This is a genomic window from Kribbella sp. NPDC051586 (assembly GCF_044453965.1).
Taxonomy (GTDB): domain Bacteria; phylum Actinomycetota; class Actinomycetes; order Propionibacteriales; family Kribbellaceae; genus Kribbella.
On sequence record NZ_JBITDF010000002.1, the window covers coordinates 1,051,602 to 1,077,185 of the forward strand.

Annotated in this window: 22 protein-coding genes and 1 pseudogene; 10 read left to right on the plus strand and 13 right to left on the minus strand. The window is 68.3% G+C overall.

Annotated features, from left to right (window positions below; genetic code table 11):
- Positions 1-87: 87 nt before the first annotated feature.
- Complete coding sequence (locus tag ACIA58_RS15325) at positions 88-2,136, plus strand: fibronectin type III domain-containing protein (protein ID WP_396404270.1); 2,049 nt, start codon at positions 88-90, stop codon at positions 2,134-2,136.
- Between the two features lie 57 nt (positions 2,137-2,193).
- Positions 2,194-2,955 carry a DUF427 domain-containing protein gene (locus ACIA58_RS15330; protein ID WP_396404271.1) on the plus strand — a complete coding sequence of 254 codons (762 nt, stop codon included), beginning with the start codon at positions 2,194-2,196 and terminating at the stop codon, positions 2,953-2,955.
- Here the strand turns inward: ACIA58_RS15330 and ACIA58_RS15335 are convergent, their stop codons facing one another.
- Both ACIA58_RS15335 and ACIA58_RS15340 read right to left on the minus strand, forming a co-directional pair.
- Positions 2,956-3,723, minus strand: a complete 768-nt coding sequence (locus ACIA58_RS15335) for an SDR family NAD(P)-dependent oxidoreductase (RefSeq protein ID WP_396404272.1) — start codon at positions 3,721-3,723, stop codon at positions 2,956-2,958. It lies immediately after the preceding gene.
- Positions 3,724-3,731: 8 nt separating this feature from the next.
- Positions 3,732-4,112, minus strand: coding sequence for a winged helix-turn-helix transcriptional regulator (locus ACIA58_RS15340; RefSeq protein WP_396404273.1), 381 nt, complete (start codon positions 4,110-4,112; stop codon positions 3,732-3,734).
- A gap of 93 nt (positions 4,113-4,205) precedes the next feature.
- Between ACIA58_RS15340 and ACIA58_RS15345 the strand changes: the two genes are divergently transcribed.
- Positions 4,206-5,537, plus strand: a complete 1,332-nt coding sequence (locus ACIA58_RS15345; RefSeq protein WP_396404274.1) for a nuclear transport factor 2 family protein — start codon at positions 4,206-4,208, stop codon at positions 5,535-5,537.
- Positions 5,538-5,660: 123 nt separating this feature from the next.
- Positions 5,661-7,613: pseudogene (locus ACIA58_RS15350) on the plus strand (bifunctional SulP family inorganic anion transporter/carbonic anhydrase); the annotation flags it as partial.
- Between the two features lie 14 nt (positions 7,614-7,627).
- Here the strand turns inward: ACIA58_RS15350 and ACIA58_RS15355 are convergent.
- Complete coding sequence (locus ACIA58_RS15355) at positions 7,628-8,458, minus strand: phosphatase PAP2 family protein (RefSeq protein ID WP_396404275.1); 831 nt, start codon at positions 8,456-8,458, stop codon at positions 7,628-7,630.
- 221 nt (positions 8,459-8,679) lie between these two features.
- On the opposite strand from ACIA58_RS15355, the gene ACIA58_RS15360 reads away from it, so the two are divergent.
- The gene (locus ACIA58_RS15360; protein ID WP_396404276.1) at positions 8,680-9,858 is read left to right on the plus strand and encodes an MFS transporter; all 1,179 of its coding nucleotides are present in this window, start codon (positions 8,680-8,682) and stop codon (positions 9,856-9,858) included.
- On the opposite strand, the gene ACIA58_RS15365 is transcribed toward ACIA58_RS15360, so the two are convergent.
- From ACIA58_RS15365 to ACIA58_RS15380, 4 genes are all read right to left on the minus strand, one after another.
- Positions 9,828-10,718 (minus strand): neutral zinc metallopeptidase, encoded by an 891-nt coding sequence (locus ACIA58_RS15365; RefSeq protein ID WP_396404277.1) that lies wholly within the window; start codon positions 10,716-10,718, stop codon positions 9,828-9,830. The two genes, ACIA58_RS15360 and ACIA58_RS15365, sit on opposite strands and share 31 nt — an antisense overlap.
- A complete protein-coding gene (locus ACIA58_RS15370; protein WP_396404278.1) occupies positions 10,715-11,134 on the minus strand; it encodes an aconitase X swivel domain-containing protein in 420 nt (139 codons plus the stop codon). Before ACIA58_RS15370 ends, ACIA58_RS15365 begins: the two co-directional genes overlap by 4 nt.
- Positions 11,131-12,342 (minus strand): aconitase X, encoded by a 1,212-nt coding sequence (locus tag ACIA58_RS15375; RefSeq protein WP_396404279.1) that lies wholly within the window; start codon positions 12,340-12,342, stop codon positions 11,131-11,133. Before ACIA58_RS15375 ends, ACIA58_RS15370 begins: the two co-directional genes overlap by 4 nt.
- Positions 12,343-12,461: 119 nt before the next feature.
- The gene (locus ACIA58_RS15380; RefSeq protein WP_396404280.1) at positions 12,462-14,444 is read right to left on the minus strand and encodes a S41 family peptidase; all 1,983 of its coding nucleotides are present in this window, start codon (positions 14,442-14,444) and stop codon (positions 12,462-12,464) included.
- A gap of 148 nt (positions 14,445-14,592) precedes the next feature.
- On the opposite strand from ACIA58_RS15380, the gene ACIA58_RS15385 reads away from it, so the two are divergent.
- The gene (locus ACIA58_RS15385; RefSeq protein WP_396404281.1) at positions 14,593-15,771 is read left to right on the plus strand and encodes a hypothetical protein; all 1,179 of its coding nucleotides are present in this window, start codon (positions 14,593-14,595) and stop codon (positions 15,769-15,771) included.
- A gap of 31 nt (positions 15,772-15,802) precedes the next feature.
- Positions 15,803-16,507 carry a M50 family metallopeptidase gene (locus ACIA58_RS15390; RefSeq protein ID WP_396404282.1) on the plus strand — a complete coding sequence of 235 codons (705 nt, stop codon included), beginning with the start codon at positions 15,803-15,805 and terminating at the stop codon, positions 16,505-16,507.
- Here ACIA58_RS15390 and ACIA58_RS15395 read toward each other — a convergent pair.
- Complete coding sequence (locus ACIA58_RS15395) at positions 16,504-17,298, minus strand: DUF5995 family protein (protein ID WP_396404283.1); 795 nt, start codon at positions 17,296-17,298, stop codon at positions 16,504-16,506. The two genes, ACIA58_RS15390 and ACIA58_RS15395, sit on opposite strands and share 4 nt — an antisense overlap.
- Positions 17,299-17,322: 24 nt before the next feature.
- On the opposite strand from ACIA58_RS15395, the gene ACIA58_RS15400 reads away from it, so the two are divergent.
- Entirely contained in the window at positions 17,323-17,910 is a 588-nt protein-coding gene (locus ACIA58_RS15400; RefSeq protein WP_396404284.1) for a hypothetical protein, read from the plus strand.
- Here ACIA58_RS15400 and ACIA58_RS15405 read toward each other — a convergent pair.
- Together ACIA58_RS15405 and ACIA58_RS15410 are read right to left on the minus strand one after the other, a co-directional pair.
- The gene (locus tag ACIA58_RS15405) at positions 17,907-19,424 is read right to left on the minus strand and encodes a phospholipase C (RefSeq protein ID WP_396404285.1); all 1,518 of its coding nucleotides are present in this window, start codon (positions 19,422-19,424) and stop codon (positions 17,907-17,909) included. The two genes, ACIA58_RS15400 and ACIA58_RS15405, sit on opposite strands and share 4 nt — an antisense overlap.
- A 165-nt stretch (positions 19,425-19,589) precedes the next feature.
- Positions 19,590-20,621, minus strand: coding sequence for an aldo/keto reductase (locus ACIA58_RS15410; RefSeq protein WP_396404286.1), 1,032 nt, complete (start codon positions 20,619-20,621; stop codon positions 19,590-19,592).
- Positions 20,622-20,670: 49 nt separating this feature from the next.
- On the opposite strand from ACIA58_RS15410, the gene ACIA58_RS15415 reads away from it, so the two are divergent.
- Positions 20,671-21,171 (plus strand): DinB family protein, encoded by a 501-nt coding sequence (locus tag ACIA58_RS15415; RefSeq protein WP_396404287.1) that lies wholly within the window; start codon positions 20,671-20,673, stop codon positions 21,169-21,171.
- Here the strand turns inward: ACIA58_RS15415 and ACIA58_RS15420 are convergent.
- Genes ACIA58_RS15420 through ACIA58_RS15430 form a run of 3 tightly spaced genes read right to left on the minus strand, consistent with a single transcriptional unit; the run spans position 21,164 to position 23,966 of the window.
- Positions 21,164-22,282, minus strand: coding sequence for a hypothetical protein (locus ACIA58_RS15420; protein WP_396404288.1), 1,119 nt, complete (start codon positions 22,280-22,282; stop codon positions 21,164-21,166). The two genes, ACIA58_RS15415 and ACIA58_RS15420, sit on opposite strands and share 8 nt — an antisense overlap.
- Complete coding sequence (locus ACIA58_RS15425) at positions 22,282-23,151, minus strand: exodeoxyribonuclease III (protein ID WP_396404289.1); 870 nt, start codon at positions 23,149-23,151, stop codon at positions 22,282-22,284. The genes ACIA58_RS15420 and ACIA58_RS15425 overlap by 1 nt, the downstream gene beginning before the upstream one ends.
- Positions 23,152-23,183: 32 nt before the next feature.
- Complete coding sequence (locus ACIA58_RS15430; protein WP_396404290.1) at positions 23,184-23,966, minus strand: uracil-DNA glycosylase family protein; 783 nt, start codon at positions 23,964-23,966, stop codon at positions 23,184-23,186.
- 105 nt (positions 23,967-24,071) lie between these two features.
- Here ACIA58_RS15430 and ACIA58_RS15435 point away from each other — a divergent pair, with 105 nt between their 5' ends.
- A complete protein-coding gene (locus ACIA58_RS15435) occupies positions 24,072-25,580 on the plus strand; it encodes an amidohydrolase family protein (RefSeq protein WP_396404983.1) in 1,509 nt (502 codons plus the stop codon).
- Positions 25,581-25,584 lie beyond the last annotated feature (4 nt).

The window sequence follows — 25,584 nt, forward strand, 5'->3', positions numbered from 1 at the left end:
AGTTGCCGGGGTTGAATACTTGACGGGGTAAATTAAACCGACCTAGGCTCGGCGCGTCCGCTCACTCCTCCCCTGGAGGAACATCGCATGTCGTTCACACGCAGCACGATCGTGCTGGCTGCCGTCGCCCTGGTGTCGGCGGCAGCCGCAACCGCCCCGGCCGACGCGGTCCAGGTTCCGGCTCAGGTCCAGGCCAAGAAGCCGACGCCCGCCGCCTATCCGCAGGTCGCCGCCAAGCCCTACATGGGCTGGAGCAGCTGGAGCCTGCAGTCGACCAACTACCCAGGCGTCAACCCCGACGGCCCCGGCAGCTTCATCAGCGAGCAGAACATCCTCACCCAGGCGAAGGCCCTGGCCACCAAGCTCAAGCCGTACGGGTACGAGTACGTCAACGTCGACGCCGGCTGGCAGGACGGCGGTGACGAGTACGGCCGCCCGGTCGCGATGGCGAAGCGGTTCCCGCGCGGGATGAAGGCCGTCGGCGACGACATCCACAAGCTCGGGCTGAAGTTCGGCATCTACACAACGGTCGGCCTGGGCATGGACGTCTACCGCGACGGCAACACGCCGATCTACGACGCGCCCGGCTGCTTCACCCGCGACATCGTGTACCCCGACCTGCGCAAGACCAACGGCTGGGACGCGGCGTACAAGATCAACTACGAGAGCCCGTGCGCGCAGAAGTACGCCGACTCGATCGCGAACCTGTTTGCCTCGTGGGGCGTGGACTTCATCAAGATGGACGGTGTCGGCCCCGGCTCCTGGAAGGGCGCGCCGGACGACCCCAACCACAACAACACCGAGGACATCGAGGCCTGGTGGCGCGCCGTCCAGAACGCCGGCCGGCCGATGCAGTACACGCTGTCCTGGTCGCTCAGCCACCGGTACGCCGACGTGTGGAAGCAGAACTCGAACGGCTGGCGGATCGACACCGACGTCGAGTGCTACTGCGACACGATCGTCAAGTGGGACAGCTCGGTGAAGCAGCGCTGGTGGGACGTCGCGCAGTGGATCGACGACGCCGGACCGGGGCACTGGAACAACCTCGACGCGCTGGACGTCGGCGTCGGCGCGATGGACGGCCTGACCGACGCCGAGCGGCAGAGCTACATGACGTTCTGGGCGATCAACTCCGCGCCGCTGTTCGCCGGTGACGACCTGACCAAGCTCGACGCGTACAGCCTGAAGCTGCTGTCGAACCGCGAGGTCATCGCGATCGACCAGTCCGGCAACCCGGCCCGCCCGCTGAACCAGGACCAGCTGCAGCAGACCTGGTACGCGAAGAACGCCGACGGCAGTACGACGGTCGCGCTGTTCAACCTGGCCGACTCCCCCGCCACCGTGACCGGCGACTTCGACCAGCTCGGCATCGACGGCAAGGCGACTGTCCGCGACATCTGGGCGAACCAGAACACCCGCAAGGTCAGCGGCTCGGTCAGCGCCCAACTGCCGGCGCACGGCTCGAAGCTGTACAAGATCACGCCGAGTCATGTCCCGGTTGCCACACCGGCCGATCTGACCGCCACCGACGTCAGCCGTACGACGACCACGCTGACGTGGCGGCCGAGCGCCGGCGCCACGTCGTACCAGGTGTTTGCCAATGGCAAGCAGGTTGCGGCCGCATCGAGCACCAGCACGGTGGTCAGCGGTCTGTTGCCGCAGACCCAGTACTCGTTCACCGTGAAGGGTGTCAGAGGCGGCAGTACGTCGAGCGCCAGTGCGCCGGTGACGATGTTCACGTCGAAGTCCGGTGGACCGGTGCGGTACGAGGCCGAGGCGGCGAGCAGCACGCTGACCGGGGATGCCGGCGTCTCCGGGTGCACCCTGTGCTCGGGCGGCTCGAAGATCGGCAACATCGGCTACGGCTCGACGGTGACGCTCAACAACATCACCGTGCCAACGACCGGGACGTATCTGGTCAAGATCGCTTACACCGACGGCGACACCAGCCGGCAGAGCATGCTCACGGTCAACGGCAGCGACAACTACTGGGTCAACTACAGCGGACTCGGCGACAACGACTGGGGTACGCCGCAGGTGACGTACCTCCCGATGAAGCTGACCGCCGGAGCGAACTCGATCAAGGTCAGCAATCCGAACGGCTACATCGCCGACATCGACTGGATCACCGTCTGACCGATCCGGACCGCGGGGCCGGCACCACCAGGGCCGGCCCCGCGTTTTACTGGATCCATGAGCGACTACCCCGAACCGATGATCCCGCCCGGCGGCACCGCACCGGTCCCGCGGCGGATCCGCGCGATGCTCGACGACCGCGTCGTTCTCGACACGATGGACGCGATCTACCTGTGGGAGTTCCCGCCGTACCCGCAGTACTACGTCCCGGTCGCGGACGTGGCCGACGGGGTGCTGACCGACACCGGCGAGACGAAGACGTTCGGACACGGTGTGGCGCGGGTGCACAGCGCCGGATCGGGGCAGGCCTGGGTGTACGACGACGGCGCCGCAAAGGACCGCGTCCGGTTCGAATGGGACGCGCTCGACAGGTGGTTCGAGGAAGACGAGGAGGTCTTCGTCCACCCCAGGAACCCGTACTCGCGCGTTGACGCCATCAAGTCCACCCGCCGCGTCGAGGTAGCCGTCGACGGCGTCCCCCTGGCCGATTCGACCTCCACGGTCATCGTCTTCGAGACGGGACTGCCACCGCGGTACTACTTCCCGAGGACCGCGGTCCACCTCGAGCACCTCATCCCGTCGGACACCGTCACCGCCTGCCCGTACAAGGGCCGCACCTCGGCGTACTGGTCGCTCCCGTCGGTCCCCGATGTGGCGTGGTCCTACGACTTCCCCACCGCTCCCGTGCTCCCGGTCGCCGGCCACGTCGCGTTCTTCAACGAGAACGTCGACATCACCCTGGACGGCGTACCGCAGGAGCGCCCGATCACCCCGTTCTCGAACCCAACTCAGCGACCAACCGATGGAAACGTTCGGTGATCAGATGCCCGCGGTGGTGGCACCGTCCATGGTGATGATCGAGGCGGTGACGTAGCTGGCCAGCGGGGAGGCGAGGAAGACGGCGACGTTCGCGACCTCTTCGGGTTCGCCGAAGCGGCCCATCGGGACCTCGCGGACCATCTCGGCGAGGAGCTCGTCCTTCGGCTTGCCTGTCGAGCGGACCGCGGCCTCGAGGCCCTCGTCGACCCGGTTGGTACGGGTCGTGCCCGGGTTGATCACATTCACCCGGACGCCCTTGCCGGCGTACGCCTTGGCGTAGCCGACCGACGCGAGCATCAGCGCCGCGTTGGCCGCGCCGCCGCCGATGTGCAGCGGGTTCGCCGCACGACCGCCCTGGCCGACGACGTTGACGACGGCGCCGCTGCCGCGCTCCGCCATCCCGCGGATGACGGCCTCGGTCGCGTGCATGTACGTGAAGTACTTCGCCTCCATCGCGGCGTGCAACGCCTTGCTGTCCAGCTCGTCGACCGGAGTACGCCGGGCCGCGCCCGCACAGTTGATCAGGATGTCGGGTACGCCGATCCGCTCGAAGACCGCCCTGGTCGCATCGGAATCGGTCAGGTCGACCGCTTCCACCCCGAAGGTGAGGTCCGGCAACTGCTCCTGCGCCTTGGCGAGATTGGCGGGATCACGCGAGATGCCGACCACCGTCGCGCCTTCACGCGCGAGCAGCTCCACACAGGCGAATCCGATGCCCTTGCTGGCCCCGGTGACGACCGCGGTCTTCCCGGTCAGTTGCAGATCCACGTGACTCCTCAGAGGTTGGCGTCGTACTCCGTGCGGGCGGCGGCGATCTCGTCCATGTGGTCGTAGGCCCAGGTGCGCATCGTCGCGACGGCCGCGGCCAGGCTCAGGCCGAGCGGCGTCAGCGTATAGGTCACCGTCACCGGGACAGTAGGAACAACCTCACGCCGGACGACACCGTCGCGCTCGAGGTGCCGCAGGGTCTGCGTGAGCATCTTCTGCGTGATGCCCTCGATGATCGACTTGAGCTGCCCGGAGCGCAGGGTGCCGCCCTTCTCGAGCGTGCTGATCACCAGCATCGTCCAGGTGTCGCCGATCCGGCCGAGCACCTGACGCGTCGGGCAGGCGCCCTTGGTGGCGTCCCACCTGCCTCTGACCTGGTCGGTATCCATTAGGTGCCTATAGCAGTAGTAAGTGCTGTCTTCCGCCCGCTGCGACCCGCTCGTAGCGTCGTTGCCGAGTCTAGTTGAAGGAGCGGAACGGCAATGAGGGCAGTGGTTGCGGTGGACACCGGCAAGGTCGGGCTTACCGACGTCGACGAGGTCCGGCCGAGCGCGGGCGAGATGGTGATCGAGGTCGCGGCCTTCTCGATCAACCGCGGTGAGACCTTCCAGTTGGAGCGGCCGCGGGACGGCTGGCGACCGGGCAAGGACATCGCCGGCCGCGTCGTCGAGCCTGCTCCCGACGGCCCGCCGGCCGGCAGCCGCGTAGTCGCACATCTGCCGCACTCGGGCTGGGCCGAGCGAGTGACCGCGCCGGGCACGCAGGTCGCGGTACTGCCCGACAACATCTCGTTCGAGCAGGCCGCGGCGCTCCCGCTCGCCGGGCTGACGGCGCTGCGCTTGTTGCGTACGGCGGGCAGCGTGATCGGCCGGCGCATCCTGCTGACGGGTGCATCCGGTGGAGTCGGGCACTACTTCACCGAGCTCGCGGCCGGCGCCGGCGCGGTCGTCACGGCCGTCGTCTCCTCCGCGGCCCGCGGGGCGCGGCTGCTCGAGCTCGGCGCCGAGGACCTCGTGTACGACGTGGCCGACGCGCGTGGGCCCTTCGACGTCGTACTCGAATCCGTCGGTGGCGAGAGCCTTCCGATCGCGTTGTCGAAGCTCGCGCCCGGCGGTGACCTGATCTGGTTCGGCGAGGCCAGCCGGCAGCCGGTCACGCTCGACTTCTTCGACTTCTTCATCGCCGCCGAGGCCGCGCGGATCCAGCACTTCCACTACGTCCACGGCTCCGACGACCAGGACCTCGCCACGCTCGTCCGGCTGGTCTCGGCGGGTCGGCTCCACCCGGAGCTCGGCCGCGTCGAGGACTGGTCCCTTACCGACGCAGTACTCGACGACCTGCGCAACCGCCGTATCCGCGGCAACGCCGTACTGACGCTCCACGAGGAGGCACCACTCATGAACGACCCGAAGACCGTTGTCACCCGGTACGTCGAGGCAGTGGCGGCGGGTGATCTGCCGACGATCCGGGCAAGCTTCGCATCGGATGTGGTGTGGACCTACCCCGGTGATCTGCCGTTGTCCGGTGACTGGAAGGGCCGGGACATGGTCGTCGACGAGTTCCTGGGAGCAGCCGCCGGCAACCTCTTCGCCCCCGGTACGCCGGTGCGGATCGAACTGGTGAACGTGATCGCCGACGGCGAGCAGGTGTTCGCCGAATGGACCGCGCGGGCGACGGCGCGCGCCGGTGGTGCCTACAGCAACAAATGTGCAGGAGTCTTCACTGTTCGGGACGGGCTGATCGTCGCGGTCCGCGAGTACCTGGACACCGACCACGCGCGCCGGGTGCTGTTCTCGGACGAAACGATGCTCTGAGCAATTATCTCCGCTGGTGCGGGCTTGAACGGGTCAGTACAGTGGGTAACCAGATCGACACTCTTTGTTTCGACGCCTGATGCCCGAGCAGTTGCCCTGAGCACCGACGCCGGAGGACCACCCGTGCCGACCTCTTCACCTCCCAAGCTCTGGAAGACCATCCTTCACCACGACCTCCCTGCGTCACTGGTGGTCTTCCTCATCGCAGTACCCCTCTCCTTGGGGATCGCCGCCGCGTCCGGCGCTCCGCTGATCGCCGGCCTGGTGGCCGCTGTGGTCGGCGGCGTGGTCGCCGGCGCGCTCGGCGGCTCCCCCTTGCAGGTCAGCGGTCCGGCCGCCGGTCTGACCGTGGTCGTCGCCGGCCTGGTCACGCAGTTCGGCTGGGCCGCGACGGCTGCCATCACCTGCGCTGCCGGTGTCCTGCAGATCCTGCTGGGCATCACCCGCATCGGGCGGCTGGCGCTGTCTCTTTCCCCAGCCGTCGTGCACGGCATGCTCGCCGGGATCGGTGTGACGATCGCCGTTCAGCAGTTGCATGTCGTGCTCGGCGGCAAAGCCCAGAGTTCACTGATCGACAACGTGATCGCACTCCCCGCGCAACTGATCGCGCACCACGGCCACTCCGTTGTCGTCGGCATCTTGACCGTCGCGGTCGTGCTGGCCTGGCCCAGGATCCCCAAAGTGAAGGCGATTCCGGCGCCGCTGGTCGCAGTGGTCACGGTGACCGCACTGGCCGCGGTCTGGATGACCGATGTGACGCGAGTCGACCTGCCGGACCATCCGCTACGGAGTCTGATCCTGCCGACGATGCCCGAAGGCACACCGGTCCAGCTCGGCACGGCAGTACTGACCGTTGCCCTGGTCGCCAGTGTCGAGTCGTTGCTGTCGGCCGTTGCCGTTGACAAGCTTCATCGCGGCAACCGGAGCAATCTCGATCGCGAGCTGATCGGGCAGGGCGCGGCGAACGCGCTGTCCGGCGCCCTCGGCGGGATGCCCGTCACCGGCGTGATCGTCCGCTCGTCCACGAACGTCGCGGCCGGCGCGCGGACCAGGGCCGCCGCGATCATGCACGGCCTGTGGATCGCGGCGTTCGTGCTCGCCGCCGGGGCGATGCTCGAGCTGATCCCGATGGCAGCGCTGGCCGGCGTACTGCTCGTCACCGGGCTGCGACTGGTGCAGCTCGCTCATATCCGCACGCTGCGCAGGCACGACGAGTTGCTCGTGTACGTCGTGACAGCGGTCGGTGTCGCCGTGCTCGGACTCGCCGAAGGCGTGCTGCTCGGGCTGATCCTCGCGGTCGTCCGCGTGCTGTACCGACTCGCCCGGGCGACCGTCACCGCGACCGAGGCGGACGGTGTGTGGGTCGTGCGGATCCGCGGCACGCTGGTGTTCCTCGGCGTCGCGTCGCTCGTGCGGACGCTGCGATCGATTCCGGTCGGAGCGACGGTTCGGGTCGAGCTGACCGTGGACCATCTCGACCACGCGGCGTACGAGGCGATCGAGGACTGGCGGCGCGGACACATCGCCCGCGGCGGCATCGTCGAGCTGAATCGTGCTCGGTCCGGTCGGCAGATGCTGGACGGTGTCCGCGAGTTCGAGGCCTCGGCCGACGAGATCCGGCCGCTGCTCGCGAGACTCGCGACGGAGGGGCAACGACCAGAACACCTGTTCATCACCTGTGCGGACTCGCGGATCGTGCCGACGATGATCACCACCAGCGGACCGGGCGACCAGTTCTGCGTACGGAACATCGGCAACCTGGTGCCGCCGAAGGGATCGAACAGCAGCTCCGTCGACGCCGCGATCGAGTACGCCGTCGACGTACTCGGCGTGAAGTCGATCGTGGTCTGCGGTCATTCCTCCTGCGGCGCCGCCGCGGCCGCACTTGCCGCCGACCTGCCCGAGGGCTCCGGCCTGCACAACTGGCTGCGCCACCTCGAGCCTTCGGTACGGCGGGCGGTCGCGCTGCCTGACATCGTCGACCCGGCCACGGGCGTGAAGCTCTCGGCCGCGGACAAGCTCTCCGTCGCGAACGTCGCCGTACAACTGGAGAACCTGCGGAGCTTCGCGTCCGTCCGGAAGGCCGAGGATCAGGGCCGGCTCGAGCTGATCGGGCTCTGGTTCGACATCGGTGCGGCCGCGGCCCGGCTGGTGCTCGAGCGCGAGCCCTTCCTGGTCCGCGCCGGCGACGAGCTGTCGAAGATCAGGAGCAGCGGCGCCGCGAGCGCCATCGCGGCCAGACCGTCCAGCCAGTAGTGGTTCGCGGTGACCACGACAACTCCGAAGGTGAGCAGCGGGTGTGCGATCCACAGCCAACGCCACCGTGATCGCGTCGCGCGGATCAGGAACACCGCGACCATCAACGCCCAGCCCACGTGCAGGCTCGGCATCGCGGCGAACTGATTCGCGATGCCGGAGTGCGTGCTCGGCCCGTAGACCGACTGGCCGAGCCGCACTCCGGTGTCGACCCAGCCCGGCATCATCCGCGGCGGCGCGAGCGGGAAGAACATGTGCCCGATCAGCGCCAGCCCGGTCAGCGACGCGAGCGCCCAGCGCGCCTTCCTGTACTCGGCCGGGCGGCGGATCATCAACCACAGCAGGACCATCGCGGTCAGCGGGAAGTGGACGGTCGCGTAGAACGCGTTCGCGGCCCGGGCGAGCCCGTCGACCTGGAGCGCGTGGTGCTGCAGCGTCGCCTCGCTCGGCAGCCCGAGCCAGGCCTCCCAGCGGATCAGTTCGTGGGCATGCTTGAACGCCGACCCCGAGTGTTCCGCCGACAGGAACCGCCCGAGGTTGTACACCCCGAACAGAGCCGCCAGCAGCGCCACTTCACGGACTATTCGCCAGATCCCACCACTGCGATGCCGCCCCAGCTCCGGAAGTGCGGGTTGCCCCGCCCGGTCCAGAGTCATCTGCGTCATGCCGACCCCCAGCCCAAACCGAACGCTCGTTCTTTGAAATTCCACCTTGCGCCCGGGGTCACGGCTATATCAAGAACGGTCATTCGTTTTCCACTGTGATCCTTGGCACCCTTTCAAATTATCGCAATCTGCTGATAGTTGCGAAGAATATGAAGCAACTCACACTGAAGCCCTCGGCTAAATCGGTGGACGCCGGTGGGGCCTCTCGGGAGGGTGCTCGCATGGAGACGGTCTTCATCCGGTGGACCTGGATGCGCGCGGTCCTGCACAACGGGTGGTGGCTGGTCACGAGCGTCTACCTGGTCGTCGACGCCGGCCTTCCCCCGGCCGAGCTCGTGCTGATCGGGTCGGTGCAGAGTGCCTTCGCGCTCGTGTTCGAAGTACCTGCGGGTGTCATCGCCGACACGATCAGCCGGAAGTGGTCGCTCGTCATCTCACAGGTGCTGATGGGTACGGCGATGCTCGCGACCGGACTGGTCCAGTCGTTCCCCGCGTTGCTCGCCACCCAGGTGCTCTGGGGTATCTCGTGGACCTTCGCCAGCGGATCGGACGTCGCCCTGATCACCGACGAACTCGATCGGCCGGACCGGATCAACCTCGTCCTCGCCCGGGCGGCCCGCGCCCAGCTGAGCGGCGCCGCCACCGGTCTGCTCGCCCTCGGTCTGCTCGCTCGGGCGACCCGACGCGACGTGACGATCGTGGTCGCCGGGGCCGCGATGATGTCGCTGGCCCTGTACGTCGCGTTCCGTTTCACCGAGCACAACTTCGTCCCGGCCCGCACGGCGCGCTGGGCGACGTCGTGGACGACGTTCCGTCGCGGCGTCACGCTCGTACGGCGAAGCCGCGCGATCCTGCTGATCTTCGCCGCGACGTTCCTCGTCAACGGGGCCTCGGACGCCGCCGGCCGACTGACCCAGAAGCAGCTGATCAACCTCGGCCTGCCGCCCTCGATCCTCTGGTTCACGGCGCTCGGCGTGGTCGGGCTCGTCATCGGCGCACTCGTACTTCGGCTGGTCACCAACCGCATCAACGGGAGCCACGCCGCGACCGACTACGCGCTGGCCGCCCTCGTCGGCGTGCTCAGCATGCTCCTGCTCGCGTTCGCCCGCGGTCCGGTCCTCGGCGCGACGGCCGTCGTACTGCTCAACGGCATCGTCACCCCGCTGACCCGCGTCATCAGCACCATCTGGGTCAACACGCGGACGACCGCGGACGTCCGCGCGACGACCCACTCGTTCCTCGCGCAGCTCGAGTACCTCGGCGAGATCGTCTGCGGCGTCACCATCTCCACGCTCGCCGGCCTCACCACGCTCCCCCTTGCCCTGGCCGGCTGCGCGGTCCTCTTCGCGGCGACCGCTGTACTGATGCGTCAGCCGACCAGCGACGAGGCGACCGTGTAGGTGTTGCACGCACCCGGACTCGCCGCATCGAACCCGGCCGTCGTCCAGTACCCGTGGTTCTCGCCCTTGCCGTGATCGTGCTCGTCGTCGATCGTCGTCCGGATGACCAGTCCCCAGACGGTGAGCCAGTCCGAGGTGACCGGGAAGTAGTTGCGGTCGGCACCGATGTACACGCCGCTGTAGCACGAGGCCTGCAGCTCCATCCGCCGCGTGTCCTCCAGGTGCGCGTCGACGCCGTTCAGCTTCACCTCGCGGTCGTACATCGCAGCGAAGACGCCGGTGAGCGCCTGCACGTGGTGCCCGTACTCGTGCCCGATCTCCAGGGCCATCCATGCCCGCGCCTCGTCGGGATCCTCGCGGTACAACTTGAGATGGGTCGCGGCATCCATGTAGATCGTGCCGCCGCAGTAGTAGTCCCGGCCGTCGTCGACGGTGCACGGTGAGGACGGCGACTGGCCGAGCACGACCACGAGTTTCGGCGGCTTGAAGGTGAATCCTGCCGTGCGGATCGCCGGCGCCCAGGCCTTGTTCAGGCAGGCGACGTACTGGGTGAAGTACGCGCGCGCGTTCGCCAGCGAGGTCGGCTCGTACGCAGGCTCCGCGCACCGGGCGGACGGCAGCTTCCCGACCGCGTAGATCGGGTTGCGGGTCACCGCTGCCGGCAGGGGCGGCGTGGAAACCGGTGCCGTCGAGTCGTCGCCGGGTGAAGTCGTCGACGAGGACGACGGCAGGCCGGCTCGTGCCTTGGCGACCTCCGAGGCGGCGGCCGCATCGGCGTCCGAGACAGAGTTCTTCGACGTACAGCCGGTCAGGAGGACGGCTGCGGCAGCGCAGGTCGCGATCAGGCCCCGTGGGTTCACGGAGTGAATGTAGTCCAGGTGATGGCTGCCTCGGTCGATGTGGCAGAAACGTGCAAGAGCGCGCCATCCGGGATGGCGTCGTAAGGTGCGACGACGACCGGAAGGTTGAGGTTGTACAGCTCGGCGGCGACGAGTGCGCCGAGAGGGATGATCGGGTCGGGGCGGCCCAGGATGATGGCGGCGGGGGCGCTGCCGGCGCGGATCTGCTCGGCGAGCACGCTCGACGCGGAGCTGGAGCCGCGGCCGGACTCCATCAGAAGGACGCGGCCGGCCAGAACGGCGCCGCATTGCGGGTGATGGGCGTCGACGATGCGCCCGTTCTCGTCGGTGCCGCCCCAGAACGAGAGCGGCGCGCTGAGGCGGATGGGCTCGCCCGTCGCGGTGCCGGGGTGGAGAGTGCGGCCGTGGATGATCATTCGAGAATCACCCGGCCGGCGCGCGCCGACGCGACGCATTCGGCCAGGGAGCCGAGGACGGCGGTGACGTTGATGTTGCCGGGTGCGTAGTGCGCCCACTTGCCCGAGTTCGTCATCACGTGCTTCCAGCCGGGCGACAGGATTGCCGTGACGTAGGTGCAGGTGTCGACTACAACGGTCACACCTGCCTTCTCCAACACGTCGAGCTTGCTGCCAAGACGCTCCCGAGTCAGACGGCTGGTCGACAGATAGAACGGCAGCTTCAACGGAGGCCCGTCCGCCACCAGCTCGGCCACGCGCAGGCACTCGGCGTACGACGCGTGCGGCGTACCGACGCTGACCGCATCCAGCGCGCCGGACGTCGACAACTCGCGCCGCACACGCTGCAGTACCCCGAGATCGACCTCGTGCACGGGCAGGTCAGCAAACTCGCTCGGCGCCTCCGGTGTGATGCCCACCGCGTGGAACATCGCGACTCCCCCGGCAGACGCGGCCGCCGCACCCAGCGCCTTCAGGTCGTCCTCGGTCACCTCCACCGGAATCCCTACCAGCACAGGGATTCCGGCCCCGGCGATCGACCCGATGTGATGCCCGAGCAACGGATACGCCAACTCCGACCGGAGGAAGTCACCCAACGGCCGGCAGTCGAACACCACCGTCCCCCGCCGCGCCTCACTCGTTTGCAACCCGGCGTACGGCGCGCGCCCGGTGATCGCCGCGCAGACGTCGAGGAAGTCGCCGTACCGATCCGTCCGGGCGCCGAGGACCGAGTTCGCGAACACGATCGCGTTCGACTCCGCCCACGCGATGTGCTCGCCGAGCCCGGGCCGGTTAGGGAGCTGGTACGGCGCGCAGGTGAAAGTCGGCGTACATCCGAGCGCGACGTACGCCGCCATCAGCTCACGCCCCGCGGCGGCGAGCTCCTGATCGCGGACGAGATCCGGGTGGACGAGATCGGTCGAGCCGACGTTCAACGTCGTCGGCACCCGGACGCGCGCGCCCAGCTCGACCAGGCGATGGGCGAAGTCGAGGCTGACCTGACCGTGGTACAGGCACGAGTCGACGTGCGCGGACGTGATCTCGACCAGCCGCGGCGCCTCCGAGATCCGTGCCTGCCCGACGATCACCCGCATCGCGAGCGCGACGCCGTCCCCGTCCCGACCGCCGAGCATCGACTCTTCTTCGGCGGTCAGGTCAAGAGTCGGCATGCTCCGAAGGTAGCGGACCTGCAGCACTCACCAACCGGCCGGCCGCCGCGCGCTCCACGCTCAGGCGGGCGGGCGTCGGTGGTTTCCGGGCAGGTTGATGAGTGCTGGCGGTCCGCCTCCTACACGACCTGCCGCCGGGAGGCCACCAGGCTCCCCGTCTGATAGCCGTCCGCTCGCAGCAGCGCGCCCGCGGTCACCTCGAGGATGTCGATGCTGAGCGGTCCGGTCAGGTCCTCGGAGCTGATCGGGCGGTCGTCCAGGTAGAGGTCGACCCGATCGATGCTCTGGGCATCGATCGCGACGGTGAGCGTCGTACCGCTGAGCGACGTCTTCAGCTCGAGCCGGCGGACCGGTAGCGCGGCGAGCAGCGCGCCGGCCTTGTTCAGCAGGTCGACGTTGCCGTCGAGCAGGTCGGCCTTCGTCATCCGGTGCGTCTCCTGCGGCTTGACGCCGAGGTCCTCGACCGGGGTGCCGGCCAGCTTGCCGACCCGCAAGGTGCGCCGGATCGCGACCCGCAGGTTCGCGCCGTTCGGCAGCGCGATGTACGGCGAGGTCTCGTCGGGTGGCGGCGGCTCGTTGAGCAGCGACGCGAGCAGGCCGTGGGTCCAGACGTTCGCGCCGCCCGCGCCGGTGTTGTCGTCGACGCCGAGGATGGTGCCGATCTCGTGGTCGGCGAACCCGGCGGTGAAGATGTCGGTGGCCGAGTAGACCCGCGCATCGGTGATCAGCACGACCGGCCCGTGGTACGTCTGTCCGACGTCGTTCGCGCCGTCCTCCGGCGTGATCGGCTTGGCCGCCGAGTACTGCGCACCGGTCTCGATCGCCAGGTCGAGCGAGTCGAACCACGGACCGAGGTCGATCCCGGACGGGTTGTCCTTGTGCCGCCGGCAGATCTTCAGGTTCAGCGGAGTGCTGATGAACTGCACCGGCTCCGGCGAGATCCGCCGCGGCGTCATCGTCTGCAGGGTGAACTCGCTGGCGTAGATGTGCCCGCCGCCGTTGTCGCGTACGTCGACGATCAGGCCGTTCTGCGGCAGGATCGCGGCCAGCCGGACGAACTCGTCCCGGAACGCGACCGGGTCCTGCACGCTGAACGTGAAGATCCGCAGATGACCGAAGTTCCCGGACGACGTGACGACCTCGCGGGCCCGGAACACGCCGGGCATCGTGGTCGGCAGGTCCGCGCCGGCGACGGCGGCCGGGGCGGCCAACTCGGCCGAGCTCCGACCGCGCTCGAGTTCTACGACGTCGCGCACGTACAGCGCCTTCTTCGCGCGGGACTTCTCGTCGGAGTCGAGGTCGAGACCCATCGACGCCGACGCTTCGCCGACCGCGTCCAGGTCCGTCATCGGCGGAAGGTTGGCGGTGACCTTCCACTGCTCACGGAGCTCCTGCTGCGAGCCGTCGAGGCCGACGTACGTCAGCGTCACCCAGTCCTCGTCGGGTGGGGACTGGATCACGAGGGGGCGCAGCGTCAGCGACTCGAGGCCGCGGGCGAGGTTCGCGGCGTCGTTGCTGCCGGCGAACACCGCTCCGTTGAGGGCGACCGCGCGCGCGATCGGCGTGCCGTTCCAGTGCGTGACCTCGGCGCCCGGACCGAACTGCGGCGCCTGGTAGCCGGTGATGGTGCGCGTGATCAGGTAGTGCTCGCTGTCATCGGTGCCGTAGCACTTCTCGATCATGAACGGCAGGAACGCGATCTTCCCGGCGAACGGCACCGGCAGCAGGTAGTTCGTGTGCAGGTCGCGGACCGAGTGGAAGATGCTGGACATCTCGCGGTGGAACATCCACTCCGCCTGCATCGTGTCGTCGGTCTGGCGCTCCATCCGCGCCCGCATCACCCGCAACCGCTGCAGCGGGTTGACCGCGTGCATCGCGACCTTCAGCGGCAGGTGCACGTAGTTCTCGCCGAGGATCAGAAGCGCTTGATCCACCAGCAGTTTCCGCTGATCGAGCGTCAGCGTCCCCGCCGCGTCGAGGAAGTCCGGCAGCGGCACGGCCGGCGCTTCTTTGACGACTGCGGAAGACCGCCGTCTCGTGGTGGTCTTCTTGGCTGCAGTGGTCTTCCTGGCTGCGGCTGTCTTCTTCCCCGTGCGCGTCATCGTGCGTGGTTGAGACATGTCTTCCCCCAAAGCAGAGCGGCCCCTCCCCCGCGATCCCTCCACCGTCGTCCGCCCACCAGACGATGTCAACGGCGCGCCACGCCGTTCTGCCAGGACAGAGCAGGCGTCGTGAATCACTATCAGAAGCATGCGGATCAGTCGTTTGTTGTTAACGGCCGCCCTCCTGATCGGCGTACTGCTCGCGCAGCAGCCTGCTCAGGCCGCTGCCGCGTTCCCGCGCATCGATGCGACCGGCTTCCAGCTGGTCTCCGGCGACACGTTCGCGACGTACGGCGCTCGTGTCGCGCAACTGGAGACCAAGCCACAGCTCGCCCCGGTCGGCGTCACCGAGGTGCTCGCCGCGTCCAACCGGACCGGCCGGCCACTGTGCCATTCGACGTACCTGAACGCTTCGCTCGATCCGCAGGGTTTCTGCTGGCAGGACGGCGAGGACGACGACGAGAACGTCTGGATCCCGCAAGGGGTGAGCGGGTCCGGCGACGCGCAGCCGGCCGGCGGCGCCCGGCGGGTCGCGGTCGCGAGCTGGCACAACAGCGACGACACGGCGATCCGGGTGTCGTTCCTCGATCTGGCGACGAACAAGTACCGGCACGTGCTGCTGGTCGAGCCGACCGCGGACGGGAACTTCCAGGCGATCGCCGGGCACGGCCACGGGCTGTTCTGGTCCGGGAACATGCTGGTCGTGGCGACCGGCGGGTCGGTACTGCGGGTGTTCGACCTGCGCCACATCTGGCAGACCGACACCAGCACCGGCGAGGTGGGACTAGGTGCCGATGGCAAGTATCACGCGTTGTGGCACGCCTTCGCCCTGCCGCAGGTCGGCGCCTACTGGTACGCCGGTGGCGGCTGTGCGAACACGACCGGCGACAAACCGTGCTTCGCATCGCTCGGGATCGATCATGGCGGCGCCGGTTCGTTCGTCGCGGTCGAGCACACCGAGCGTGGCGGCGGCCGGATCGTGCGCTGGCCGCTCGACGAGTCGACCGGTCTACCCCGGGCCGGCGCTGACGGAGTGGTGCATGCCGTCGAGGCGTTCGACTCGCCGGTGTGGGGGATGCAGGGCGCGGTCTCGTACAACAACGAGTTCGTGATCACGGGCGTGTGCCCGGAGTACGCCGGCAATATCGGCGACGGGGTGGACTACCCGAGCTGTCTGCACCGTGGGACCGGTGGGGCGTCGACAACGGTCTGGACCAAAGCGCCGAAGAACACCGAGAACCTGTCGTACTGGCCCGCGACCGGCGAACTGTGGCTGATCAGCGAGCAACTCCGCGAACGGGTCACCGTGCACATCCCCTTCTCCTGAGGGTTGACCACCTGCCTGCAAGGATGTTCGGGTGAGTGAGTTCTGGAACAGCATCACGTCAGTGCAGCCGGATCCGTCCCTGCGGTTGGTGATCGGGACCGGTGTGGCCGCACTGCTGCTGATCGCCTGGCGACCGCTGTGGCACTACACACGGCAGGTGGTGACGATCGCGCACGAGGGCGCGCACGGTCTGATCGCCGCACTGGTCGGGCGGAAGCTGTCGGGCATCAGGCTGCACTCCGACACGTCCGGCGTGACCGTGTCCCGCGGGAAGCCGACCGGCGCGGGCATGATCGCGGTCCTGCTCGCCGGCTACCCGGGTCCTGCGCTGTTCGGCCTGGCTGCGGCGTTCGTGCTGAGCCGCGGGTACGCCGTCGCGCTCTTGTGGGGACTGTTGCTCGCACTGGTGGTCCTGCTGCTGCAGATCCGCAATCTCTTCGGACTCTGGTCGGTGCTTGTCTTCGGCGCCTTGGTGTTCGGAGTGTCGTGGTGGGGGTCAGCAGAGGTACAGACCGCCTTCGCGCATCTGCTGACCTGGTTCCTGTTGCTGTCTGCGCCGCGAGCCGTCATGGAGCTCCAGAGCTCCCGTCGTCGTGGCCAAGGGCGCAGCTCGGACGCTGACCAGCTGCGTCGGCTGACTGGTGTGCCCGCGTTGCTTTGGGTCGGCGTGTTCGGCCTGCTGACGCTTGGCTGTCTGGCCGTCGGGGTGATGTGGTCCGGCGTCCTGCCGAGCTAGACCGGCGGCAGCGTGACTCCGAAGCCTGTCACGGCCAGCCTCAGCAACACCTGACCGGGCCGCAGTAGGTCGGCGACCTTGGCCGCGCTCAGCACTTCCAGCTCGGCCAGACGCTTCTCGTAGTTGCCGGTGACGCGAGCCCTCTGCAACTCTGCCGTGTTGTGCCACACCTTCTGCCGGGACTCGCGCAGGAACCGTCGCGAAGCCAGCCGGTTGAGCGGAGTGAGCACGTGGTCCAGCAAGCTGCGCACTCCGGTCGCGGCCAGCTCCTCATCCTCCGCAGCAACACGCTTCGACAGCACACCGTCGATCCGCTCATGATCCCGCCGCCGCCGATCCATCAGAGACGGATCCAAGAAGTCCTCATCACTGATCACCTCGAGCAGCGCCTGCGGCAGGTCGTAGTTCACGTGCGCATTGATCCCCAGCAACACATGCCCCAACGCCGGCAAGTCTTTCGAGGCCTCGAACGCCAACCGCCAAGGCCGCGCCGGTCCCCGGGCCCGCGACGACCCGCCGTCCTCCCCCACCCGCGGCGCGCCGGCCAGAGGTTGGCGCGCCGCGATATCTGCGTCGTGAGCTTGTAGATAGAGCTCGGCGAACTTCACGTCCCAGATCCCGACCCAGTCGGGATCCTCGAAGCGGGCAGCGTCAATCGCTTGTCCCACCGCCTGGGTGGTCCGCAGGTACGTGCCGAGGAAGAACCGTCGATGCGCAACCTCTTCCGGCAGCTCGTCGAGACGCTGCTGCATGCGCGCCACCACATCGGCGATCGGACTACCATCGTTCATCGGATCTCCTCAGGGGGAGGGATCATGCGTATCAGAACAGGTCCACTGTCCTTCGACCCAGTGCTCGTCGGCAACCGCGAGACGGATGCGTGGGCCGCCTATTACCGGCACGAGTGGCGCCACTTCCTCGTCGCCGCGGTCGGAATGGTCGCCGCCGGCTTCGGGATGCCGCCGCACCGGACACTCAGCGGAGCCTGGTACGTACTGCGTGCCAACCAGGTGTGGGCGCCGTACCCGGACAACCAGCCGGACGTGGCCCGTGCGTACATGCGTCGCTTCTACGAGCTCGTCGCCGCCTCGAGCGGCCTGCTCTTCGACCCGGCCCGCGCCGCCGCGTTCGAGGTCGAGTGGTGGCGGATCCACCGCGAGCACCAGCACTCGGACGACGTCACCGAGGAGCAGCTCGAGACCGCGCTGATCGACCTGTACTCCTACGTCTACGACGCCGACCGCGACGCGGTACGGCAGGCAGCCCGTAAGCGGGTCGAGGCGATGGACCTCTCGGACCGCTGGGTCCAGGCAGGACGCGATCGTGACGACCCGCTGCTGGCGGAGGAGCGGCGCGCGCTGGTTGCGTCGTACGCCGCCCTCCGCCTGGCCGTGAAGCCTTAGTGCTTGACCGGCTGACCCGAGATCGGGTCCAGGTAGAGCGACTTGCTCTTGTGGTGGAAGTCGAACAGGTTGTCGAGTGAGCCTGCCTTCTCGTCGAACGAGTAGTTGCCGATCGGGCCGGTCTTCCAGTTGTCCTCGACGAACTTCAGGATCGAGGTCTGGTCCGTGACGCTGTGATCGACGAAGTTCTGCCTCGCGTACGGCGAGACGACGAGCAGCGGAAGCCTCGGCCCGTACCCGCACCGGTCCAGGTACCCGCCGGCGATCCGGGCCGGGTTCGTGCCGCAGTTCGTACCGGTCAGCGCGTCGCGTGCCGGGTCGTTGGACTGGTTGACCACCGGCCCGATCTGGTGGTCGTACCAGCCATCGCTGTCGTCGTAGGCGATGACGACGGCCGTGCTCTTCCAGTCCTTCGACTTCTGCAACCGGTTGATGGTGTCGACCACGAAGTGCTGCTCGTCCAGCGGAGTCGAGTAGCCCGCGTGGCCGTCCTGGTACGCGGCCGCCTTCAAGTAGCTGACAGCCGGCGTGGTGCCGTTGTCCACGGCCGCCCAGAAGTCCTTCAGGTCGTACTGATGGTTCGCCGGGCCGTTGTGGCCGATCTCGTCGACCGACGCCGGCGGCGTGTGCTGCAGATTCTGGGTGCTCTTGTAGTACTGGAACGGCTCGTGGTGCGGGATGTAGTCGGCGCTGCTGACCCCGCCGACGTCAGCGTGCGTCGCCGCGCAGTCGGCGAAGCCGCCCTCGAACCATCCCCAACTGACGCTCTTCGCGTTCAGGAGGTCGCCGACGTTCTTGTTCTTCGCGTCGGTGACGGTCGAACTGTCCCTGGTGTTGCACTTGTCCCCGGCGGGCTGCGGATCCCCGATCATCGTCGCGGTGGCGGCCGGCACGGCGTCGCCATCGGCACTGAAACCGTGGGTCTGTCCCGAGACCAGGTTGATGGCGCCCACCGACGACGGACCGTAGGTCGTGCCGTAGGAGTTGTCGCTCATCGCGAAGTGCTGGGCGTAGTTCCACAGGCCGGTGACGGTGTTGCCGTCGTAGTAGCCCATCACCAGGCCCTTCCCGTGCCCGTAGTCCGCGCAGGTGCCGGCTCCGCGGCCAACGGTCTCGACGACCTTGTCCATCAGGCCCGCATCCACCGCCTTCTGCTCATCGGTGTAGTTGTGGTCCTGGTCGCAGGTCTGCGCCTGGTTCCGGCCGAGCCGGAACGGCTGGGCCGAGTTCGGGTTGTTCGGCGCGGCGAGCGGGGTGTTGAGGCCGTTCACGCTCGGCGTCCCGGGGGCCGCGGTGAACGCCGGTTCGCCGGCCGGATCCGCGGCGTGCGGATAGGTCGCGAAGTAGTGGTCGAAGGCGACGTTCTCCTGGAAGATCACCACCAGATGCTTGATCGGGGTGGTCGTCGGCGCACCCTGATCGTGGCCCAGGGCAACGGCTGGGACGGCGACCGCGGCCACCAGTGCGGCACCGAGGCCGGCGGCCAGGGGAAGTCTTCGATTTCGGCGGATCATCACTGCTGACTCTCCTTCGGGCTGTGCGAGCCGGAGCCACCGGGCGTGATGGCTCGTCGGCCCACACAGCCTCCCCCAATCCGGCCCGCACCGAAACCGCCGTGGACGAACCTGTGGAAAACCAGTGCTGTCCGCTGAGAATCTCTCAGGTACCTGAGATCGCTCTCAGGAGCGGCCGCCCGTGATCGGCCGTCCGCGCTGCGCCACCCCGGGACCGCCGTACGGGTAGTCCGCCGCGCCGGGGTCGCTGGCCTCGTCGAGCTTGGCCGTCTCCTCGGCGGTGAGATGCAGATCCGCCGCGGCGAGGTTGTCGTCCAGCTGCTCGATCGTGCGGGCGCCGAGGATCACCGACGTGAGCATCGGGCGGTCCACCAGCCAGGCGAGCGCAACCTGTGCCATCGAGATGCCGCGAGCGTCGGCGATCTCCCGGACCGCGTCGACCACGTCACGGACCCGCTGGTTCCGGCTGCGGCGGTACCAGGACTCGACGCCGCGGTCCGGGTTCTCGCCGAGGCGGGTCGCACCGGACGGCTCCTCGTCGAACGAGTACTTCCCGGTCAGCCAGCCGCCGCCGAGCGGGGACCACGGCAGCAGGCCCAGCCCGTTCTCCTGCGCGGCCGGCACGATCTCCCACTCGATCTCCCGGACGAGCAGGTTGTACTGCGGCTGCAGTGTCACGAGCTTCGACCAGCCACGCTGCGCGATCAGGTCGCACGCCTTCTGCAGCTGCCACCCGGTGAAGTTCGACAGGCCGCCGTACGCGATCTTGCCGGCGCGTACTGCGTCCTCGAGGAAGCTCAGCGTCTCCTCGAGCGGCGTGACCGGGTCCCACGCGTGCAACTGGTACAGGTCGATGTGCTCGACTCCGAGCCGCTCCAGCGACGCGTCCAGCGCCTTGCGGAGATGCAGCCGCGACGTACCCACGTCGTTCGGCCCGTCGCCGGTCGGGAACCGGCCCTTGGTGGCCAGTACGACGTTGTCGCGGGCGGAGCTCTTGGCGAGCCAGCGCCCGACGATCTGCTCGGACACACCTGCGGAGTACACATCGGCGGTGTCGATGAAATTGCCGCCGGCCTCGACGTACCGGTCCAGCTGCGCGTGCGAACCGGCCTCGTCGGTCTCGTTGCCGAACGTCATGGTGCCGAGCGTGTAGGTCGAGACCACAGCGCCGCTCGCGCCCAGCGTGCGATATTCCACGGTTACTCCCTCTCTCAGAACTGTCCGACTCGAAGACTACGGTGGCGCTATGAAGACAAGTGAGCTGCTGCTGGACGCACATGGCCGGATTCAGGAGGTCCTGCACGATGTCGTCGCCGGGCTCGACGACAAGTCCCTCGCCGCGCGGCCGGGTGAGACGGCCAACTCGATCGCGTGGCTCGTCTGGCACCTGACCCGGGTCCAGGACGACCACCTCGCCGACGCGGGTGGATATGACCAGGTCTACACGGCCGACGGTTGGCACGAGCGGCTCGGGCTGCCGCTCACCGCGGCCGACACCGGATACGCACACACGTCCGACCAGGTGGCGCTGGTGCAACTGTCGGCAGACCAGCTTCTCGGCTACTACGACGCCGTGCACGCGCGGACCGTGCAGTTCCTCGGGACGGTGACCGACGAAGGTCTGGACCGGATCGTCGACAAGCGGTGGGACCCGCCGGTCTCGCTCGGGGTCCGACTCGTCAGCGTGATCGACGACTGCGCCCAGCACGCGGGCCAGGCGGCGTACGTGAAGGGGCTGCTCAGCTGAGGGTGGTTTGCCAGAGCGAGGTGCCGGCGATCAGGTAGAGCTTGTGATCCGGCATCAGCACTGCGCTGGTCACCCGGCCCTGTGGCCCTTGAGAGTCCTGGACGGTCCAGTGGCCGTCCTGACCGGTGAGTACTTTGACCTTGTTGTCCTGGGCAACGGCCTGGATGATCTTGCCGCCGTCCACGACCGGCGGCGGCAGCTTGTCCTTGTCGCCGACCGGGACGGACGGGACGCCTTGGACGCGCTTCGCCGTACCCGACGCGTCCAGCTGCCAGATCGCGAGCTGCCCGTCGACGTACCCCGAGATCACGCAGTCCTTCGCGCAGGTGGCTGTGTTGGCCTGACTGCGCTTGCCCGACTCGGGCAGGACGATCCGCTTCCAGCCCGAGTTGAGCTTCGTGGATCGCCAGACGGCCGCTTCCTGGGCGACCACGTTGGGCGCGAGTCGTACCTGCGAGCCGACGATGACGATGCTTTCGCCGAGCGTCGTACCGAAGCCTGGTCCGACGAGGAGGTTCGGCGTGCTCTGCAGAGCGGTCTTCGCAGGGTCCTGCCGGGTCCACTTGCCGGCCTGGGGCAGCCAGACCATCGCGTCGTTGCCCGTCACGTCACTGCCCCACGAGCCGAGCAGGGCGCTGCCGCTCGGCGTGATGACGGCGCTGTAGAGGTCGCCCGCCGTCTCCCCGCCGAAGGTCCAGAAATTCTGCGGACGCTCGATCAGTCCGGTCTGAGGTGTGCCGGTCCACACCGTCCAGCGCGTGTTGGAGTGTGCCCCGCCGGCAGCTCCGCCCAGGGCGAGGAGCTGCTTGCCGTCGTACGCGATCGAGTACCAGACGGCTTCGAAGGCGTACGGGCTGGCCGGGTTGGGTTCGACGGTGACCGGCGTGCGCTTGCCGGTGCTGTCCTGGAGCAGGAGCTCCGGGACGACCTTGGCGCCGCGATGCCGCAGGCCGATCAGCAGCTGGTCGTCGTGGGCGGTGAGAGTGACTGGCTCCGCGGCACCGACGTCGACCTTGGTCCAGGCGACCGGTGCCGGTGTCGGCGGCTTGTCGTCACTGCAGGCGGTGAGGGTCGCGAACAGGAGGATCGCGACTGCGGCGAGGCGGCGCATCAGCGGCTCTGCGGAAGCTTGGTGGTCTTCTTCCGACCGGTCCGCGGCGCCGACGGCGGGGGCACGACCGGACCGATATCGCCGTCCGGTGCGGTGTCGAGGTCGATGATGACCGGCGCGTGGTCGCTCGGGCCGGTGCCCTTGCGCGCCTTGCGGTCGATCCACGCGGCCTTGACCCGCCCGGCCACCGAATCGGTCGCGAGCATCAGGTCGATCCGCATCCCCAGGTCCTGGTGGAACATGCCGGCGCGGTAGTCCCAGTAGCTGAACACACGGTCGCCCGGCCACCGGTCGCGGACGACGTCGTGCAGGTCCTTCGCGGCCATCAACTCCGCCAGCGCCTGCCGCTCGGGCGGAGTCACGTGCGTCTGACCGACGTACGCCGCGGGGTCGAAGACGTCGGCGTCGGTCGGAGCGATGTTCATGTCGCCGCAGACGATCTGGTCGGCCGGGCCGTTCGCGACGACCTCGGTCAGGGCCGCGAGCCAGGCCAGCTTGTAGTGGTAGTGATCGGAGTCCGGGACGCGCCCGTTCGGCACGTAGAGCGAGTGGATCCGGATGCCGCCACAGGTCGCCGCGACAGCCCGGGCCTCAGGATTCGGGAAGCCGGGCGCCCCGGCGACGCCGGTCACCACATCCTCGAGTCCGACCTTGGACAGCAGGGCCACGCCGTTCCACTGGGGCTCGCCGTACAGACCTGTCTCGTAGCCGCGGTCGGTCAGCTCGCCGGCGAGCAGGGTGTTGAACGCGTCGTCCGCGAGCTTGGTCTCCTGGAGGCACACGACATCCGGCTGCCGCTCGTCGAGCCAGTCGAGCAGCCGCGGCATCCGCTGCTTGACCGAGTTCACATTCCACGTCGCCACTCGCATCCGACCAAGGTAGCGGCAGCAGGGGACAACTTTCAGCCGAGCTTGGGTGCGCGCCAGACGAGAGTGTTCAACGGATCCGTCGACGGGCGGTCGACGCTGTTGTTGTGACGTGGTTTGTCCTGACGTCCCCAGGCGTCGTTGCCGAGCCACGGCGGTACACCGAACGGCAGGTCGCGGGCCGGGATCGGCGCATAGTCGGACTCGACCAGCTTCGGCCCGTAGTTCGGTACGGCGTTGTCGCCATCGGGATCCGGCGTGACGATCGCGCGCAGATCGGTGACGGCTTGACGCCAGCTGTCGACCAGCGCCGTCGGATTGCGGCTCGACGGGTGCGGCACCTCGAACACCGGCACGTCCGGCCTGCCGTCCCACATCTGCAGCGCCGCGCGGGCCTGGACGCCGAACGCGACGATCGCCTGCAATTGCGGGCCGGTGATCAGTTGGAGCAGGGTGTTGCGCCAGGTCAGCTGATCGGGCCGTGCCAGCAGTGGCGCGGCCTTCTGCGCGCGGGATGGTCGGAGCGCGTACGCGTACGCATTGACGAGGGCGTAGCTGCGGGTCAGGCCGAGCTTCGTCAGGAATCCTTGCACGCGTTGGCCGGCATCACCCACCAGCGTGCGTCCGGCGACCCGCTCGGTCGGGCCGGGATCGGACGCGATCGCCAGCAGCCGGGCGGTCCGGTTGAGCCGCCCGCGGTAGAACACCGGGCCCCAGTCGTACCAGAACGATTCCTGGAAGTCCGCATAGCTCGGGACTTTCGCGAAGTGCCGCGCCACCGTGGCCGGCGGGCCGGCATCGAAATCGGCCATCGTCATACCTCCCCCTCGACGATCCGTGACCTTAGGCTCGAGATCAGGGGCGGCACGGGGAATTCTACGGGAGGTCGAGCCATGTTTGTACTGCGTGGAACTGTGGTGACCATGCGACCGGACGGACAGGTTCTCACCGGTGGCGCGGTGTATGTCGGCGATGACGGACTGATTGCGGCCGTCACTCCTCTCGACGCGGTGCCGGCCGGTTTCGAGAACGCGGTACAGCTCGCCGCCGGCGGCCTGATCTATCCCGGCCTGATCGATCTGCACAATCACTTGATGTACAACAGTCTGCCCTTGTGGACGGAGCCCGCGCGGAAGAAGCCGTGGACGTCGCACAACCAGTGGGGCGGCGCGCCGACGTACAGCGCGCAGATCAGCCAGCCGGCCCGATTGCTCGGCGCGGCCGCGGGCCGTGCGCTGCTCAGGTACGTCGAGACGCGGGCGATCGTGGGCGGTACGACGTCGATCCAGGGGAACCCGCGCGGCGCCGTACCGCCGGACAACGACCTGATCCGGAACGTCGACTCGGAGAAACTCGGCACCCACGACGATTTCATCCGGGTCAGCACGCTGGTTGCCGACAGCAAGGAAGCGCTGGCGCCGTATGCCACGGCGGTCGCGGCCGGGCGTGGATTCATCGCGCATTCGGCGGAAGGGACGGATCCGAAGCTGCGGTCGGAGTTCCAGTTGCTGGAAGAGGTCGACGTGGTGAAACCACAACTGGTGGCGATCCATGGCGCCGCGCTGAACGCCGATGATTTCGCGGCCATGCGGGCGGGGAATTCAACCCTGGTGTGGTCCCCGTTCTCGAACCTGTGGTTGTACGGGGCAACGGCGGATGTGAAATCCGCGCACGCCGCCGGAGTGCGGTTGTGCCTCGGATCGGACTGGGGCCCGTCGGGGACGCGGAATGTCTTGTGGGAGTTGAAAGTCGCAGACCTGTGGAACAAGACCCAATCGGTCTTCACGGACGAGGAACTGGTCCGGATGCTGACGTCCAACCCCGGCGAGGCCCTGTCCGGGGTCTGGCCGCGTCCGCTCGGTCGACTCGAACGCGGTGCCCTGGCCGACCTGATCGTCGTACGCCGCTCTGCCCCGGACCCGTACCGCTCACTGATCGCCGCTCGCGAAGCGGACATCCGTCTGGTCGTCGTCGGCGGGCAGGCTCGCTACGGCGTTCCGTCCCTGATGAAGCCGCTCGCCGCCGCTGCGACCCGAATCCGGGTCGGGCAACTCTCACGCTCCATCGACTACGGAGATTCGTCGGTCACCTTTGCCTCCGTCCTCGCCGACCTCGAGAAGGTTCGTCAGGACCCCGCCGGCGCCGCCGCCCACGCTGCGACCACTATCGCCGCCCTCGCAGCCGATGTGCCCGATGCCTTCTCCCCCAACGCGACCTCCTCCCTGCCGACCGACACGTTCGTGCTCCTGCCCGACATGCCTGCCCCTGAGCTCGACGACCAGTTCCGCCGCCGCGGCCCTGTCGGCGCCACCCCCGACGCCGTCGTCGTCCCGCCCGTCGAGCCCCTGACCACCGGGCCGGCCTGGTTCGACGCGGTCGACGCCAACCCCTTCCACAACGGCCTGCTCGGCGGCCTCCGCGCGTACGCCTGAGATA